Origin of the sequence: Halobellus clavatus (assembly GCF_900107195.1) — an archaeon.
In the GTDB taxonomy this organism is placed as follows: domain Archaea; phylum Halobacteriota; class Halobacteria; order Halobacteriales; family Haloferacaceae; genus Haloquadratum; species Haloquadratum clavatum.
Genome location: NZ_FNPB01000012.1, coordinates 59,993 through 75,584 on the forward strand (window position 1 = coordinate 59,993; position 15,592 = coordinate 75,584).

At 54.0% G+C, this 15,592-nt stretch carries 10 protein-coding genes and 1 pseudogene; 8 read left to right on the forward strand and 3 right to left on the reverse strand.

Annotated features, from left to right (window positions below):
- Positions 1–4: 4 nt before the first annotated feature.
- The gene (locus tag BLU74_RS14940) at positions 5–832 is read right to left on the reverse strand and encodes an IS5 family transposase (protein WP_089768847.1); all 828 of its coding nucleotides are present in this window, start codon (positions 830–832) and stop codon (positions 5–7) included.
- 73 nt (positions 833–905) lie between these two features.
- Positions 906–1,136 (reverse strand): annotated as a pseudogene (locus BLU74_RS14945) (hypothetical protein); the annotation flags it as partial.
- A gap of 112 nt (positions 1,137–1,248) precedes the next feature.
- Here BLU74_RS14945 and BLU74_RS14950 point away from each other — a divergent pair.
- Together BLU74_RS14950 and BLU74_RS14955 are read left to right on the forward strand one after the other, a co-directional pair.
- On the forward strand, positions 1,249–3,546 hold the full coding sequence (locus BLU74_RS14950; protein WP_089768764.1) for a pentapeptide repeat-containing protein: 2,298 nt from the start codon (positions 1,249–1,251) through the stop codon (positions 3,544–3,546).
- 34 nt (positions 3,547–3,580) lie between these two features.
- A complete protein-coding gene (locus BLU74_RS14955; RefSeq protein WP_089768766.1) occupies positions 3,581–6,106 on the forward strand; it encodes an HsdM family class I SAM-dependent methyltransferase in 2,526 nt (841 codons plus the stop codon).
- 110 nt (positions 6,107–6,216) lie between these two features.
- On the opposite strand, the gene BLU74_RS18630 is transcribed toward BLU74_RS14955, so the two are convergent.
- Positions 6,217–6,723 carry a hypothetical protein gene (locus BLU74_RS18630; protein WP_139175859.1) on the reverse strand — a complete coding sequence of 169 codons (507 nt, stop codon included), beginning with the start codon at positions 6,721–6,723 and terminating at the stop codon, positions 6,217–6,219.
- 231 nt (positions 6,724–6,954) lie between these two features.
- Here BLU74_RS18630 and BLU74_RS14960 point away from each other — a divergent pair, with 231 nt between their 5' ends.
- The 6 genes from BLU74_RS14960 (at position 6,955) to BLU74_RS14985 (ending at position 15,586) form a co-directional block, all read left to right on the forward strand.
- A complete protein-coding gene (locus BLU74_RS14960) occupies positions 6,955–7,548 on the forward strand; it encodes a site-specific integrase (protein ID WP_089768768.1) in 594 nt (197 codons plus the stop codon).
- A 317-nt stretch (positions 7,549–7,865) separates the two neighbouring features.
- Entirely contained in the window at positions 7,866–9,125 is a 1,260-nt protein-coding gene (locus tag BLU74_RS14965; protein ID WP_089768770.1) for a right-handed parallel beta-helix repeat-containing protein, read from the forward strand.
- 508 nt (positions 9,126–9,633) lie between these two features.
- The gene (locus tag BLU74_RS14970) at positions 9,634–10,221 is read left to right on the forward strand and encodes a nucleotidyltransferase domain-containing protein (RefSeq protein WP_089768772.1); all 588 of its coding nucleotides are present in this window, start codon (positions 9,634–9,636) and stop codon (positions 10,219–10,221) included.
- Complete coding sequence (locus BLU74_RS14975) at positions 10,214–10,702, forward strand: DUF8154 family protein (protein WP_089768774.1); 489 nt, start codon at positions 10,214–10,216, stop codon at positions 10,700–10,702. Before BLU74_RS14970 ends, BLU74_RS14975 begins: the two co-directional genes overlap by 8 nt.
- A 1,142-nt stretch (positions 10,703–11,844) precedes the next feature.
- A complete protein-coding gene (locus tag BLU74_RS14980; protein WP_089768776.1) occupies positions 11,845–14,673 on the forward strand; it encodes a hypothetical protein in 2,829 nt (942 codons plus the stop codon).
- Complete coding sequence (locus tag BLU74_RS14985) at positions 14,666–15,586, forward strand: PglZ domain-containing protein (protein WP_089768778.1); 921 nt, start codon at positions 14,666–14,668, stop codon at positions 15,584–15,586. Before BLU74_RS14980 ends, BLU74_RS14985 begins: the two co-directional genes overlap by 8 nt.
- Positions 15,587–15,592 lie beyond the last annotated feature (6 nt).

Sequence of the window (15,592 nt, forward strand, 5' to 3'; positions counted from 1 at the left end):
GATTTCACTGTTTCACCGTCTGCTTGATGTTGTGAACCGCACACATCAAGACGAGTTCACGAAATTCACCGTACCAACTTCGCGCACGTACGGCGTCGCCGAGCGTGCGCTTGATCGTCGAGAAGACGGTCTCACACATCGCTCTCTGACGGTAGCGAGGCCCATCGATCCGTGCGTTGTGCGCGTGATCGATGGGCCGGAACTCACGATGCTTCATCAGCGGTCTCACGTCCTCTTCACGGAGTTTTTCGCGTAACTCCATCCAATCGTAGCCTTTGTCGGCGGCGAGGCTGGCGAGGTCGCCCGCGTTGCGGCAGGCGACCTGCCAGCCGAGCTGTGTGTCGTGACGTTTCTCGGTCGTACAGTGAACGTCCAGAATGGCTTGGCTTTCTGTGTCCACGAGAGCAGTTGTTTTCAGCGTCTGGACGCGATAATTCGTCCGACGGCAGTAGTGCTTGCTCGCGTTTTCGCGGTCGAAAAACGTCGCGTCGATGGCGGCGTGTCCGCTCGGGTCGTCCAGTTGCGCCGACAGGCGCAGCAGCACTCGCCAGAGTGCTGTCTTGATCCTGTCAAACCACTCCACTAGCGTCGAGTGATGCGGGAGATCGGCCGGTTTGAGGCCGATCTCCCCAAGAATATGTGGCATCTCGCTCAGCAGATCCAACGTCTCTCGGTAGGACTTCTTCAAGTAAACCCGGAGACAGTGGAGCGATACAACGGCGTAATCGGCGAAGCCGCCACCACCTTCGGGGGCGGCGACTTCGCCTCGGCCACCGACAGCATTTTTAGCTAACTGAACCGCTTTGCTCGTGAAGCGGGAAATCTTCGACATAGGCATCGCGGTTTCCCGCTTCATTCCACTAGTTCTGACGGCCGAAGCCGACGCCGTCCAGCGATTCACCAGAGCCGAATACTTCGAAGTCGTGGCCGGCGAAGCTTTCTGGGTTGCAGCGTCGGATCGCCTCTTCGTTTTTCCACTCCCACAGCTCCACCGGCAAGTACTCCCGACAGAACTGCTCGAAGGCTAACTCCCCCAAGTTTCCGATCCGCTTACTGTCGATATCGTCTGCCCCTTGGATTACCGCTTGGTGGTGGGCCCGCTCTCTGTCAATCTTATCTGGAGTATAGAGATACACGCTTCGAACGACATCGCGTCACTTGATGAAGGTATTGGCACTTCTACGTCAGCAGGACCGATCTTGTCGGATGCATAAAGCCTAATTGTAAACCCCCTATTGGTAGCAGCATATGGCCCCGAATCCGGACACTGACGGGGACATTTGCGGCTTCGAAATCTCGGCAGGCACAGGATCTGGTCGTATCCTTGATTATGATGACGAAAACTGGGAGATCGTAGACGATTCTAAACGACGATGCCTTCGTCAACCAGTAGATAGTGGATTGACTGAATCCTGCTTTTGGCACGATCCTGTAGTGGGTGGTATTCCGGAACTTGAAAGCAGGCTTGACGATCCACAGAGAGTTGACGGGGCAACCTTTCAAGGGCTGGATAGCTCCCCCGAAAGTAAGTTAGATTTCAGTGGTTGGGGGCTGTATAACGTCACATTTAGCGGTTCGAGACTCTCTGATATATATTTCAATAAGACTGATATTAATGGGTCCGAGATCCGAACGGATCTTCGCGAGGCTACATTCGAGTTTGCGACACTGTCGGACTGTGAATTCAGAGAAGCAGAGCTTGCCGAGGCAGAATTTGATTTTAATTCTCCCAGTATTCTTCAGGACGCCGTATTCACTCGAGCAGAGCTTGATGGCACTGATTTCAGCGGCATCACATTTGAAGGCGAAATTGTTTTCGAGGGCGTATATGGTGACCAAACGAATTTCACAGCGACTACGATAACCACTGATCCCGTGTTTAATGATTCTAGGCTAACGGAGCCACAATTCAACCGGGGCATAGTCGTTGGGGTCGATTTCCATCGCGCCGCTAGGTTGCACGATCCCAATTTCGAGAACGCAGACATCGATGGATGTGACTTTTCGGGGTTGAATCTTAATGAGATGACTGTTTCTAATGCTACTATAACGAATTCGGTTTTCAGCGACGTGGTGATTGAGAGTTCCGATGGCGACACCTCATTTTCCGGGGCTACCGTTGTGAATGTGAATTTTGATGGATGTGACTTTTCGAACACCGAGGCTGTTGACGCTGATAGTATGCTATTCGTCCGTTTCGCCAAGAATCCAACATTCTCTGATCTCACATTCCTGAATATTAACTTACTGGGGATGACGTTTACAACCGATTCTGATACTGGTATGACATTTAACGGAACTCGTGCTGCCCTTCCTGTAGAGGAATTGCAAGGTGTCTTGGTTGATTCCAAACCACTTGACACGGTCCAGCGACGACTCAACGAACGGGAACCGGCAGCAGATGTGTCCTTCGACTCAAACACTGATATCTTGAGTTTTCGCTCCGAGATTGAAGGTGCCTACGAAGCACTCACAAATTGGACCCTTGATGATCTTCCACTAAGCAATTTTAATAACGACGCAATTGAGAAAGGCGATCACTTCAAAGAGATTCCACCACTATACCTTCGCGGGGCAGGTGGCAGAGACGGAGATGAGTTTGAGAACAGCCGGCTACGCGACCTTACGATTCAAGATGCGGTTCTGCACCGCTCACGTTTCGAAGGTATAGAACTCTACGATGCGGATTTCAAGAAAACCCTCCTGCGGTCGGCTCAACTTGACTCAGTTCACCTACGCGGGGCAACGTTTGACGGTGGTGATCTTGGCGGTCTAACCGCGCAAAACGTTGGCATCCCCGAAACAACGTTCAATGACGTCTCAGTCAATCATAGTACGGTGTTCGGGGCTGAAGCGCCGTTTTGGTCAGCGGGTTTCTTATCAACATCTGATGATGTCGAGACGTTTTATTTACGGGGCGAGATTGCTGCGATGAAGGCTGAGGGCACAGACGGGTCATATTGGTTAGGCGCGAGTAAAAATCTACCCAACGCTACCTCTGATGAGCAAGCTGAAGAACAGTATGAGCAGGTCAGTCAGCAGTACAAAAGACTTGAACAACTATTCGCTGATAACAACATCACCGACAGAGCAGCAGATTACTACTTCCGAAGCCAAGATGCACGACGGAAGAGCACGAGGGCATCACGACATCTAGGGAATATTCCGTCACTCCTGAAGAAGTTCGTCTATGGATACGGGGTTAGTCCGCGCAAGGTCGCGGGAAGTATTGCAGTGCTATGGTTTGTGTGGGCTCTGTTATTCTCCTTGGTTCCGCTTGGGCAGAGCCAGGCAGGCTATTTGATACTCCAAGACCCAATTACACCCTTGAGCGACTGGCTATTCGATTCGGAGTCCTATGCCACAATTTTCGCTATCCTCTGGGAACGAGCGTATTTTAGTGCTATAACACTCTCATCTATCGGATACGGTGACCTAACCCCCATAACTCCTACAGGGCAATTCTTAGCAGCGGTTGAAGGATTTCTTGGAATGGTATTGGTTGTCCTGTTAGGGTACGTACTCGGGAACAAGGAAGCATGGTGAAGAATTATACAGCGAGCACTGAAACGGTGCAAGTATGGTGAAGATGGGCGATTCAGCTCTTGCTGAGCGTGTCAGGCGGCTAATCGCCCAAGAGTTTGATTATGTCAACGGTGTGTTTGAGGCTGATGACTATCTGCTAGTCGTCTTAGATCACCACGAGACTGAGGGCTGGGCAGAGGAAGAAAGCCTGCCTGAGGCATATAATCACCGTGACGTTTATGTCCTTGAAGTGACCTCGGGAGGAAACATTCGTGTTTCCTCAGGGCCTCAAGGAGAGCCAATCCCAGATCAGATTCTGCTTGAAACTATCGGCACAATTGAAGACGTTGACCGCAATTTAGTTTCACAGATTGAGGATTTGATATCAACATATCGTGAATTCGATGGGGAACGACAGGCAAAGGAACTTCATAATTGGATTCATCGCACCCGTCGGGACCTGCTCACAGCGTTCGCCGAGGAGATCGATCCAAACGGATCTATGGATAGGTCCACGGTTGAAGAGATAGGGTGGCAGGTCCCAGACCGACATACACTTCAGGAGTTCCTCCAATTAGCCGCTGCTACGATAACCAACCGGTTGGCGTTCGCCGTGGTTCTGGATAGACGAGGAATTCGAAGACCAGGACGCTCTCTTGATCAAGTAGAAACCGGGGCGGAGATCCTCAAGTCGATGCTCACCTTAGGAGAGGTACTACGCCCACAAAGTGATGCTGAAACAAGTCTGTATTTCCGTCTCCTGAAGGATGCAGGCCCAGCAAAAGAGAAACTCCAACAGAATGTGGACCTGCTCCGAGACTTGGAGATCGCCGGGCTCGGAAATGACGTGATTAAGACTGCGTTTCAGGAAGCAAACGCTGAGGCACAGCGTGCAGCTCTCGGGAACTATCTGACACCAGAGGAGGCACGCTTCGCCCTCTCATGGTATGTCATCACTGACGGAAACGAGTGGGTGCTTGATCCAACGTGTGGCTCCGGTGGACTGTTGTCCGCTGCATTCGAAGTAAAAGCAAATGAAGAAGCTTCTGCGTCTCTCAGCGATATCTATGGGGTAGATATCGAGCCTTATGCTACCGAGTTGGCAGGTATTACTCTATTTCTCCAGCACGGCAAGGGTTTAGAGATCGTTCCACAGATCTATCGGGCCGATTTCAGAGACGCAAAGATTGAGGGATCCGCTCTGAAGAACTTCAACACTAACCGGGATGGTACCCGCTTCGAATTACCGCAGACCGATGTTATTCTCTGTGATCCCCCTCGTCTCAGTCCGGGGCAACTTGACACCGATGCGCAGAAGTCAATTATTGAGACGATACCCCATCTCTCAAAACGGACCGAGCCCGCACTCTATTTTGTCAGTCGAGCTCTCGAATTCCTCAAATCTGGAGGTCGTGCCGGCTTCTATTTGCCAACAGGGTGGCTCACACAATCTTCCGCAGAAGACTTCCGGGCGTTCCTTCTTGAGAACTTCGCGATCGATGGGCTACTGCGTATGGAGAGTGGCCACACTCAAGAAGAATCAGCTGTTCTCCTGTTTCTCCGCAAGCAGCGGCCACAACAGAATTGTATGGCCTTCGAATCTCATCAGAACACCACGGATTTAGAATACACAACCGGTACTGCTGGCTCTTTGCCCGAACAACTAGAGGAGAGTGAGCGTAAATTCGATCAAAAAGAAATCGTCGCTGACGAATCGTGGTGGCAATACTTCAAAGCTCCACCAGTCTATTTTGAATGGAAAGAAAGAACGACTGCGACGCTGGATGAATTCTGTTCCATACAGATCGGTGCTATCTCCGGAGCCAACGATTTCTTTTATTTCCGCGAGGGAGACAACTGGCGATCTAAGCTTGATGATTACGTACGAGATGCCCTTGTCGAGACGGTGAACCAAGATATGTTCAGAACTTCGGATGCGAAATTACAGGGTGTTCTCTGGGTACCGGATGAGGTTGTTGAAGGGACCGATCCCGAGATGGAGGACACAGAAATCCTAGATACGATCGCAAACCAGGAAGACGAAGCACTGGCAGACTATCTCAAAACCGGCCTTGAACAGAGGTATCACGAACGGTCAACGTTAGATCGTCGAGAGTACTGGTTCCAGCTACCGTCGCAAGAAGCCCCGGATATTGTCCTCCCGAGAATTGCCTCGTCAACCACGAGGGCAATATACGTCGATCGGGAGGTCTACATTTCAAGTCAGTACTTAGGGTTGCAGGTTGACCACGAGAAGTTGGACGCTCAAGTCGAAGATGAAGTAGTCACCAAAGCAATAACAGCGTTGCTCAACTCCTCACCAGTGAAATTCGATCTCTACGCTCGAAGCACCCGATCTGGCTCCGGTCTCGTGCAAGCCACCGTGGGGGATCTCGAAAATCTTGAACTACCAGATCTAACGGAGCTCTCAGAGGAAGAGTGGAGTGGATTAGCCGACCAGTTTGAGAGGTTTGCTGCGGAGAACTCCGCTCAAGCACAAGAGGAGTTGGATCGCCACGTGGCAAATCTCGCAGGAATTGATCGGTATGGTGTTTTCTGGGACTGTCTCCCATCAGAATAAATGAGTAGTTTCACACTGCGAGAAATATCCAACATCTATCAAATAAGAAGTTGAACTTCATATCACGATTCATGGGCTATTCTGGATACTTGTGCTTTTGATTCAGAAGGTCACTGACTCCAAGGCACTCGCAGACGACCTTGGTGCTCTAATTCCTCAATTGTCTTTTTGAGGAGCTGCTCACTCTGTTTCGCCATATCGACCGTGGCACCGCTACCAGAATAGATCTCGTCAATATCTGAGTATCGAGAGTCTCCGGGAGTGATTATTCCATATCGGGCCATTTGAGCCCCTTTGAGTTCGACTCCATCCACCTCACGGAAGGTTGCGCAATTCGGTTCCCACTCACCAATCGTAATGATTTCATCATCGTCGTTTGGCGTTCTAATTGTACCAAGTCCCCCGACGTGACTGAGATCTATAATCCGATTAAATGCGTTGCCTGCTGCGGGACGATGATCTTTATCCGATACCTGTGCACTACTCAGCGACCATCCGGAACCGTAATCAGCGACGAATAGACCCTCTGCGGTAAGACGAGCTTGTGTTGATGCTTGGATACCCGGTTTGTTGTAACAACGAATGATTGGCTGGTCCGGCAGTTGATCTGAACCCATACGGCTTCCTCAATTAGTGGTGATTAACTGATTGGCCTACAAATATCAGTATAGATAATATATGTCGTTCAGTATACCGCCAAACTGGCCAGTCCCCTGTCCGTAGCTCGGTACTTTGAGTAATCGACTTATAGAATAACCTGATTACGAACCCACCGTTGGACGGCATACTCGGGCGAAGTTGGCCCAAGCAAACCAAAAATATAATCGGATATACTGTCGTATCCGATTATGGTTCGCGTCGACGACAGCGATGACGTGACGAAGTGCTGGCTTTCTCCCGACGAACTGAACCGCCTAGAGCGAACTGCTGGAGAAGGTGGTTGGGAGCGTGAGGTGGCGATCCATCTGATGGGTCGGTGTGGGCTCCGGGCGTCGGAAGTGGGCTATCCGAGCGATAGCAATCTGCGCTACTCCGACGATGGCGACATCTGGCTCTTTGAGGTCCAGGGGAAGAATACGAAAGGTGGGTCAAAGAAGACACGCGACGTATGGATGCCGGACGACGTCGCCGACGACATTCACAAATACAGCCGTGAACGGGGGCTCAGTCTATCCGACCCGTGGGTCGACGCCAGCACCCCCTCCGTTCGTCGTTGGGTCAAGGAAGCCGCGCACGCCATTGCAGAGCAAACTGACGACCCACGCTGGCATTCAGTCTCGTCCCACGATCTCCGCCGGTCCTGGGCGACCTACCATCTCGTCGAGCGCCAAGTCGACGTCCGTACTATGATGAGCATCGGTGGATGGTCCGATTACTCTGCCATCGAACCCTACCTGGCAGAGCCGACTGAGGCACGTATCGGAGAAGCGATGCAAACATAGCGCCCCCGGAGGGTTTCATAGAACTATTCACGGGGGTTTGATTCCATCCGTAATTGGGATGAATAAGCCGTTAAAGAGAGCGTACGAATTAATCATGGACGCGTCTGTCAGAGCAGAGTAATATTGAGAATGGCCTGCTGAATACAGCACGCATATGCAGCAATGGTGGTAACGTCAGCCCAGGAGTAGTCGAGTGGTGGAGAGGAACTGCTATCCCTATCGGCGGTATCAGGGGCGGTAATCGGCCATTACCATTGAAAAACAGCCTGAACAGGTGGCAAATAACTACATAATGAGGCGACATCGCTCAAATTATAATGTCACCAAACATACAAAGGAAGGCGACAGACCGCAGAACAATCCTCAAAGGGATAGGTGCGAGTGGCTTGAGCATTGTTGGATTCGGAGGGGTGGTAAATGCACAGCCAGGCGGAAATGCACAGCCAGGCGGTGGAGCAAACACGTGTGATGTAGTTGTTCCTGATGATGAATCGACGATTCAAGCTGGCGTGGCCGCTGCCGACGCTGGCGATACAGTCTGCGTGAAGGCAACGGGAGGGCCCTACACGGAACAGGTAGTCGTCAGTAAAGACCTTACACTACGAGGGGTGAACGACCCAACTATCGAGGCATCGAACTCAGCAAGCGAATTTACTATCCCCGAAAGTGGCCCCACTTGGGAGCCAATAGTGTTTGTCTTTGGGGGAAGTACCTCCGGAGGGGATATCTCCGGGACTGGCGTCATAAATGTCGATATCTCGGGCTTCACCATCGATGGAGCAGGGACACAACCATCCGCAAGGCGGAAACCCGGAATCCTCTATCGCAACGCGAACGGGAAGATCTCGGACAACAAGGTAGAGAATATGGGTGTTGGTGGGAAACAAACGTTCGGTATTCTCGCATACGGGGACTCGACAGTTACAATTATGGACAACAGTATCAGTGAATACGAACGCGGTGGCATTGGCGTCGTCGGAGACGGCGGTACCCATCCGTCACCCACCGCAGATATTCGAGCGAATACAGTGACGGGTTCGACGGGCATTGGTGAAGGATGGGGCCCCAACGGGATTCAGATCGGCTTCGGTGCAGACGGAAAAATCATCAATAACGAAGTCAGCGACAATCGATACGCAGATAAGGCCTTCACCGCGTCAGGTATCATCATCTTCGAAAGTGATGGGGTTCAGGTGAAGCGAAATACCATCACGAACAGCGACGTCGGGATCGCATGTGGCTCATGGGGGTGGTACCTCCCGACAGCGGACAATACGAAAATCGTACAGAATGACGTGAACGAAGCGAATGCCGGCATCCTACTTCGAGCAGTGTCCTTCGAGGGAATCACTCAATCTGATCCTTCCGTGAGTAACACCAAAGTCGTAAACAACACAGTCAGTGATCCAGATCCGGATGACATTGATACTGGTATCGCAGTGCAAGCGCTTGATGTTGACCCTAACTACGATCCAACTGTTGACAATAACAAGGTAATCCGAAACACGGTCACAGGATTTGCTGATCAAATTCTTGAAGGTGTTACTGGAACGAAGATTCAAGCTATCGAACCATAAAACGCCCTCACTGAATTCTACAGTCGACGCTGTTTATCAAAACAGTCCGGTCATATCCTATCGGGCTCACACTCGGATCAAAACAATATGAGCGTCATATATCCTATCTCGGTTGGCTTCGGTCGCCGCTCGGAATTTCGTGGTGTGCACAGAAATCACGACGAGAATATAATATCTCTCTCACCAAACCCCGACTGACAATCAGAGATACACCCTCTATATTCAGCAGCTCGTTCCTGACAGATCCTGAGTAGATGATGGCCCAATGTGATACAGCGTTCGTCTGTACTGACCGATTCGCGAGTCTCACAAAGGGTATGGAAAACATTCTATGACACCCTCTCCCCAGGTAATGCAAACGCAGTTCAGCACGTTGTAATTGGACTAGTTCACCGCCAGAGTTTTCAGACTGTTTCCTAATAGGAATCTTATGCCTAATAGGAAAGAATCGATTTCGATCGAGTTGCAGTATCCGTTTCCGGAGGATCGGGTATTCCGATACCAGGCAATGCAAGACATTCTCGACATCCTCATCGACCAACCGTATGCGGCGTACTCGATGAGCGAGCTCGCAACACTCACGGGGGCAAATAAAGGAACGATCTCGAAGGCGGTCAAGCTGCTTTCTCAGCTCGATGTCGTCAAGACTGCACAGGACGGGCGGACCCAGCAGGTCCGGATCAACCGCGACCGGCTCACGAAACCGGACCCGATTCTCTCGATCCCGCAGGCCGAGTTTCACCAGCCGGTCCAAGCATTTCTCCAACGAATTCAGGACGAACTGGACGAGTTAGTCGGGGTCGTCCTGTTCGGAAGCGTCGCTCGGGGGGAGGCGGATCGGGCCAGCGATATCGACCTGTTGGTGATTGTCGACGACGACAAAACGGCAGCCCGTCGGACTGTCCAGTCAGTCGTCAGTGATCTCGAAGACCAACGGTTCGAGAGAAACCGATACACGTTCCAGCCGCTCGTCGAATCGACGGATAGCGTCCAACGTATTGGTGACCAGCTCCGCCCCCAGTTCGACGATGGGATCACGTTGGTCGGCTCCGACCAGCTCTCCGAACTCCGGACCGAGGTATACGCTGATGAATGACGATATCCGAGACCAATTGGTGGAGGCCGAGCGAACCTTCGAGGGCAGCCCCGGAACGATCGAGGAGGGATTGGACGTCGACGACGCAGAATTGGTCCAACTTCGCCGTGCGTGTCGGCTCTTGGAGGTCGGATCGAACCTCCTCGAACAAGGATACTACACGGTCGTGATCGAGTCGGCGTTCGTCGCTATCGAGCGCACTATCCAGTTCCGGTTGATCCACGACGGGGCGATGTCCCCCGAGGAAGTCATCAGCAGCCACCGACGGCTCTACCAACGTGGTGCCGAGATCGGCCTCTACGACGACGCATTCGGCGACGACCTCGCCGAGCTGTGGAACCGGAACCGAACGAAGACCTATTACAGGCTGGGGATTGCGACGAAGGAACAGGCCGAGGCAATGTACCGGCTCGCCGACGACATCCACCGGCACCTTGTCGAGATGACACGGGTGTCACACGAGTGTCTTTGCCGAGACTGATCAGTCGATACTCTACGAATAGATAGGGGTCGGTTAGAGGCCGGGGAGTTGGTCGGGGAGAGGAAGAGATCGTCGGTGAGGAAGATCCCGGGGCAGAAGTAGAATCGAATCTATCCGGAGGATCGGGATTTCGCTCGGCCAGAACATCGGAATTCGGATTTGGGAATACGAATACAATGGTCGGGGACTCGGGTCAAGCCTTCCCGGCTCATCGGGATGAATTGGTCGGGGGTGGCCGGGGGGACTGTCGGGCTCCTATGAGCAACAAACGAACGGGTTAGCGAATAACCCCGATCTGTCGGTAGAACATCTTTTTTCGCCGGGCGAAATGCCCGGATTCTGGTTTCGAGGGAATTGGCTCCGCCACCTATAGGCCAGGTCGAATTGGTCGGATACCGACCTATTCTCAACCGGCACTCGGCCGGAATTTCCCGAATGTCGGCAGAGAGCATCCTCGGTGTCGAATACTGTGGATTATTCTATCGGCTAAACCACGATCTTCGCCGAGCGAAACGACCGTCTCTGGGCTTATACAGGGACGGGGTCGTCACCTATTAGACCGTGGCGAATTGGTCGGGGAGAACTCCAATACCACTGGCAGTTGGTCGGGGCTATTGGGTATCTGTTGAAAGCGATTCGCAGAACCGGTTTCTGTCGGTAAAACTGCTGTTTTCGCCGAGCGAAACGTCCGAATTCGGTTCGGGAAACGGATCTCCAATGCCCCGCGTCGGCTATGGTGGTTGGGGACCGGTAGGAAGGTCGTCAGCAATCGGTACGACCAGATACTGACGTAACAGATCGGTTCAAGAAGAACAAGCCGGAAGTCTTGACCTATTTTTTCTCTTGGTGGTTGTACGACATTCCCAAGAGATCTCACGCGACGGTGTGCGGAGGAATCTTGACGAATCGGTGGCACTCCACCAGAAAGAGATCAGACGAGAACCGACAAACGCGGATTTCGAGGAGTGGGACCGATCCGGCATACAAAACGACAACAGGCGACTAGGCACCCATCGGGCTAGAGATCGTCTCAAAGGAATATACCCTAATCGGAACCTATCGGATGCTCTGGAAGCAACAGAATCTGCAGTGTCGAAACATCAACCCAAGGACTAATTAACTGCTCTATAGAGTGTAATTAGATGACGGCCCGTGTAATCTCTGATTACGTTTCTCCCTCCGAAGAGATCAGAAGTGAGAGCGGGGAAATAACGGCTGACAACCTCCTTGACGAGGTCAGTCTGTACAACCTCTACGATAGCAGAGAGTCACCGGAACAGGATGCCGAGCGAATTCTAAACATCACCTATCCGACGGAGACGCTAACTACCATCATCGAACGGACGGCGGAGAAGTTCGATGCTTCCACGAGCGTTTCCGAAGGCGCACACATCATCGGCGGTGAGTTTGGGAGTGGTAAGAGCCACATCGAGCTCGTGCTGTACCACCTGCTGTCCTCCCCGGACTTAGGACAGCGATGGCTCGACGAGAACGACATCGACGCCTCCCTTCCCGACGGCGCGCAGACCTCTGCCCTCCAGATGCTGAACCTCGACAGCGACTACGACAAACTGCACGTCGCCGTCGGGGACTATCTGGACATCAACGGGTGGCAAATTGGTGACCCGCCAGGGGTCCACGAGATTCGAGACGCGCTGGACGACCAGCCGACCGCGGTCTTCATTGACGAGTTCGAGCGGTGGTTCGGGATGAGTGGACGAGCCGAGTACCGCGACGACAACCTCGGCTTCCTCCAGAACCTGCTCGAAGCCGCGGGAAGGGATGACACCCCGCTCGCGGTCTACGTCTCCCTCCTGTTCGAGGAGACGGACGTGGAGGCGATTCTCCCGCGGACGAACCCGTTCCGCCACGACCTCTCCCGTCGGCGCGACGAGAAGATTCGGTTCCTCCTCCACCGGCTCGTCGGCGACGTGAGCGACCCTGACGGCCTCGCGTCGCTGGCGCAGGAGTACACCGACGTATACCGAAATAACGGACAGATTCAACTCACCGACTATCAGGAGATGGAAGGGCGTATCGAGGACTACTACCCCTTCCACCCGGTCGCGCTGGACACCCTGATGGACAAGTTCTCCGAACAGCAGGGGCATCAGGACGCCCGCGGTCTCCTCCACCTACTCACCGAAATCTTCGCCGACAACTACCATGAGGAGGACCTCATCCTGACCGGCGACGTTGACGTGTTTGAGTACACCGGATGGTTCCGATTCATCGACGGAGAACTGGTGAGCAAGTACCTGAACGACTACCACCGGCTCGGCGAGGCGACCTCTGACGACCGAAACGGAGAGCGCAATTTCGAGCCGCACGTCGAGGAACTGCTCAACATCGTCCTGCTCCACAGCCTCGCACGAGGTGGGGAGGAGGGCGCGAACAAGCGGCAGATGCTGATGGGGACGATGCGGAAGGGCAAGAACGCCCACGAAATCGTCCAGACCTTCACCGAGGACGTGTTCGGCCACGCGTGGCACGTCTTCCGCATCAACGGCGAGTACGCCTTCGACACGGATGAGAACCCCGCGGCTCGCATCGAGAAGAAGGCGGAGGACATTCACAAAAACACGGCTATCCATCGCGTCGAGCGGCTCGTCAAAGACGACCTGTTCGGTGGGCACAACAACGTCCACATCCTCGAACCGGTCAACACCGAACAGGACATCTCCGACAACAAGACGCTGAAGGTCGTCGTCTCCCTTGCCGCGAAGCGGAGTTACGACGAGGACTTCGAGGCTCTCACGACGGGTCAAGAGCGAGAGTTCAACAATACACTTGTCCTCGTGACGCCGGAGAAACGGTCCAGCGTGGACTCGAACACGGGTATTCGAGAACTCGCACGGAAGGTCGTCGCAGGAGAGGAGCTCCAACGCGAGGAGGAAGTTCTCCCCGACGGCTTCGACGACATCCATGACCAGAATTACCAGAACTTGCGCGACCGCGTACGCGACAAGTACGGGACTGTCCACACGTCTACGGAGCGCGGTCTGTTCCCACAGGAACTCCCGGTGAGCGGGAACACTGATTTCTACAATGCCACCATCGAGGTAGTCAGCCCCGACAGTAGTCAACTCCGCTCCGACGTGGAGGAGGTCGTCGAAGCCGCGGAAGGCGGCGGCATCCAGTACCAGCACCTCCTCAACGACTTCTACCGGAACACGAAGTATCCGACGCTCACCGACGAGCGGGAACTCACGGACGCGATTCAGTCGCTCTGCCAAGACGAGGTCGTCAAGGTCGGGACCTACTTCGGACAGCGCGTCGGGAGTATCGGGAGCGACACCGTCCTCGTTCACGAGGATTACGTCCAGACTGTCGAAGAGGACGATGACGACGAGCCGGCGACCATAACGGTCGATGCGACTACTACGCAGACGACGAGCAGTTCGTCGACGGCGAGTACCGGAACTGATGAGGCCGGCGGAGCGACCTCAGAGGCGAGTCAGGCCTTCACCTGTCCGCAATGCGAAAACGAATTGGAGGGCACGAAGTGCGAGTGCGGCTTCGAGTTCGACGCCTCCGACATCAAGGAGGGGAAAGTTACGGTCGAGGGCGGTAACACCGCGGACCTCGTGGAGCAGTTCGAGGTACTGAAAGACGAGGTCGAGGAGGAAGACCTCGAAGGGAGCAAGACCACGCGCTTCCCGCTGATGGGCGAGTACGACGCCGACGACAAGCCGGGACTCATCGACGGACTGGAGCGAGAACTCGGTATCGACTGGAAGATTCACACACTCCATCTCTCGTACACCGGAACGCTCGACGATGAGGGAGTCGCCAATCGCGGTCTGAATGCCGACAGTCTCGCTGACCGCGTGACGGTCGACGAGACGCTGACCATCTCCCCGGACACGCCTCTCACTCGGGACGACCTCCTCAACGACGTTCTGCTCCGGCTTGACGTGCCGGATGACGCTGAGTTCGAGGTTTGGATGGAGGTCGAGAAGGGTGACTGACGGACTCTACGGCGCGGAGGAACTGTCCGAACTCGTCCGCAGTGAGTCGGTTCTCGACGGAACTTTCGAGTGTCTCCGCCGTATCTGGGCGAAGCCGGATGCGCTTGCGGATCGGAACCTGAACACCTCGGAGTATCGGACGCGGGCGCTCGAACACCACCTCAGCGAGCAAGAGCCTAAGTTGTATGACGAACTGAAGGCTTCGATGGGTGACCATCCCATCACACAACTCGACTCCGGCTGTGGCGTTATAATGGACGCGCTCAGTTTCCGTGAAGGTTTCCAACTCGAACGGGATCTCGTGGCAGACCACGACTGGGACGTGTCCTTCGACTGGGCGGCAATCGAGCGCCTCCCGTCGGAGACGACGTTCATCTGCCGGGAGTGGTTCGACGCCCACAGCCCGTCGGCGGTCAACCGCGACGACTACCGCTTCATCGGCGATCTCGACGTGCCGCAACTGCCCGGGACCGAACCGGAATATGTCTGGACGCGCCATCCCGACCGTCGGCTCGAAGAAGCGATGAAGGGCAACTACTCGGTCGAGGAACTGACCGACATCTACGAGGACGTGAAGAGCCTACTGGAAGATATCGTCGCCGAGAGCGTCCACGACGAGTTCCTCGTGACAAGCGACCATGGCTACGTCAACTACCTCGGTGGCAACCCCTACGCGCTCTCAAACAGCGACGAGGAGGCGCTCTCGAACAAATTCGACGGACGCCACCGCGAGATCGAGAACGGCTACGCCTTCGACCAACTGCGTGACTCCGGAGTTATCGAGCGTGTCGGCGGTCACTACGTGGTCAAGGGCCACTACACGTGGACCAAGCGCGGGGCATCGAAGCGGATTATGCACGGGGGATTCAGTCTGCCGGAGTGCCTGACGCCCGTTCTGCGAATTAACACCTAAGAGGAG

Coding starts and splice junctions, on each gene's coding strand:
- BLU74_RS14940 (WP_089768847.1), bottom strand. CDS start 832: ATGTCGAAGATTTCCCGCTTCACGAGCAAAGCGGTTCAGTTAGCTAAA.
- BLU74_RS14950 (WP_089768764.1), top strand. CDS start 1,249: ATGGCCCCGAATCCGGACACTGACGGGGACATTTGCGGCTTCGAAATC.
- BLU74_RS14955 (WP_089768766.1), top strand. CDS start 3,581: ATGGTGAAGATGGGCGATTCAGCTCTTGCTGAGCGTGTCAGGCGGCTA.
- BLU74_RS18630 (WP_139175859.1), bottom strand. CDS start 6,723: ATGGGTTCAGATCAACTGCCGGACCAGCCAATCATTCGTTGTTACAAC.
- BLU74_RS14960 (WP_089768768.1), top strand. CDS start 6,955: ATGGTTCGCGTCGACGACAGCGATGACGTGACGAAGTGCTGGCTTTCT.
- BLU74_RS14965 (WP_089768770.1), top strand. CDS start 7,866: ATGTCACCAAACATACAAAGGAAGGCGACAGACCGCAGAACAATCCTC.
- BLU74_RS14970 (WP_089768772.1), top strand. CDS start 9,634: ATGCAAGACATTCTCGACATCCTCATCGACCAACCGTATGCGGCGTAC.
- BLU74_RS14975 (WP_089768774.1), top strand. CDS start 10,214: ATGAATGACGATATCCGAGACCAATTGGTGGAGGCCGAGCGAACCTTC.
- BLU74_RS14980 (WP_089768776.1), top strand. CDS start 11,845: ATGACGGCCCGTGTAATCTCTGATTACGTTTCTCCCTCCGAAGAGATC.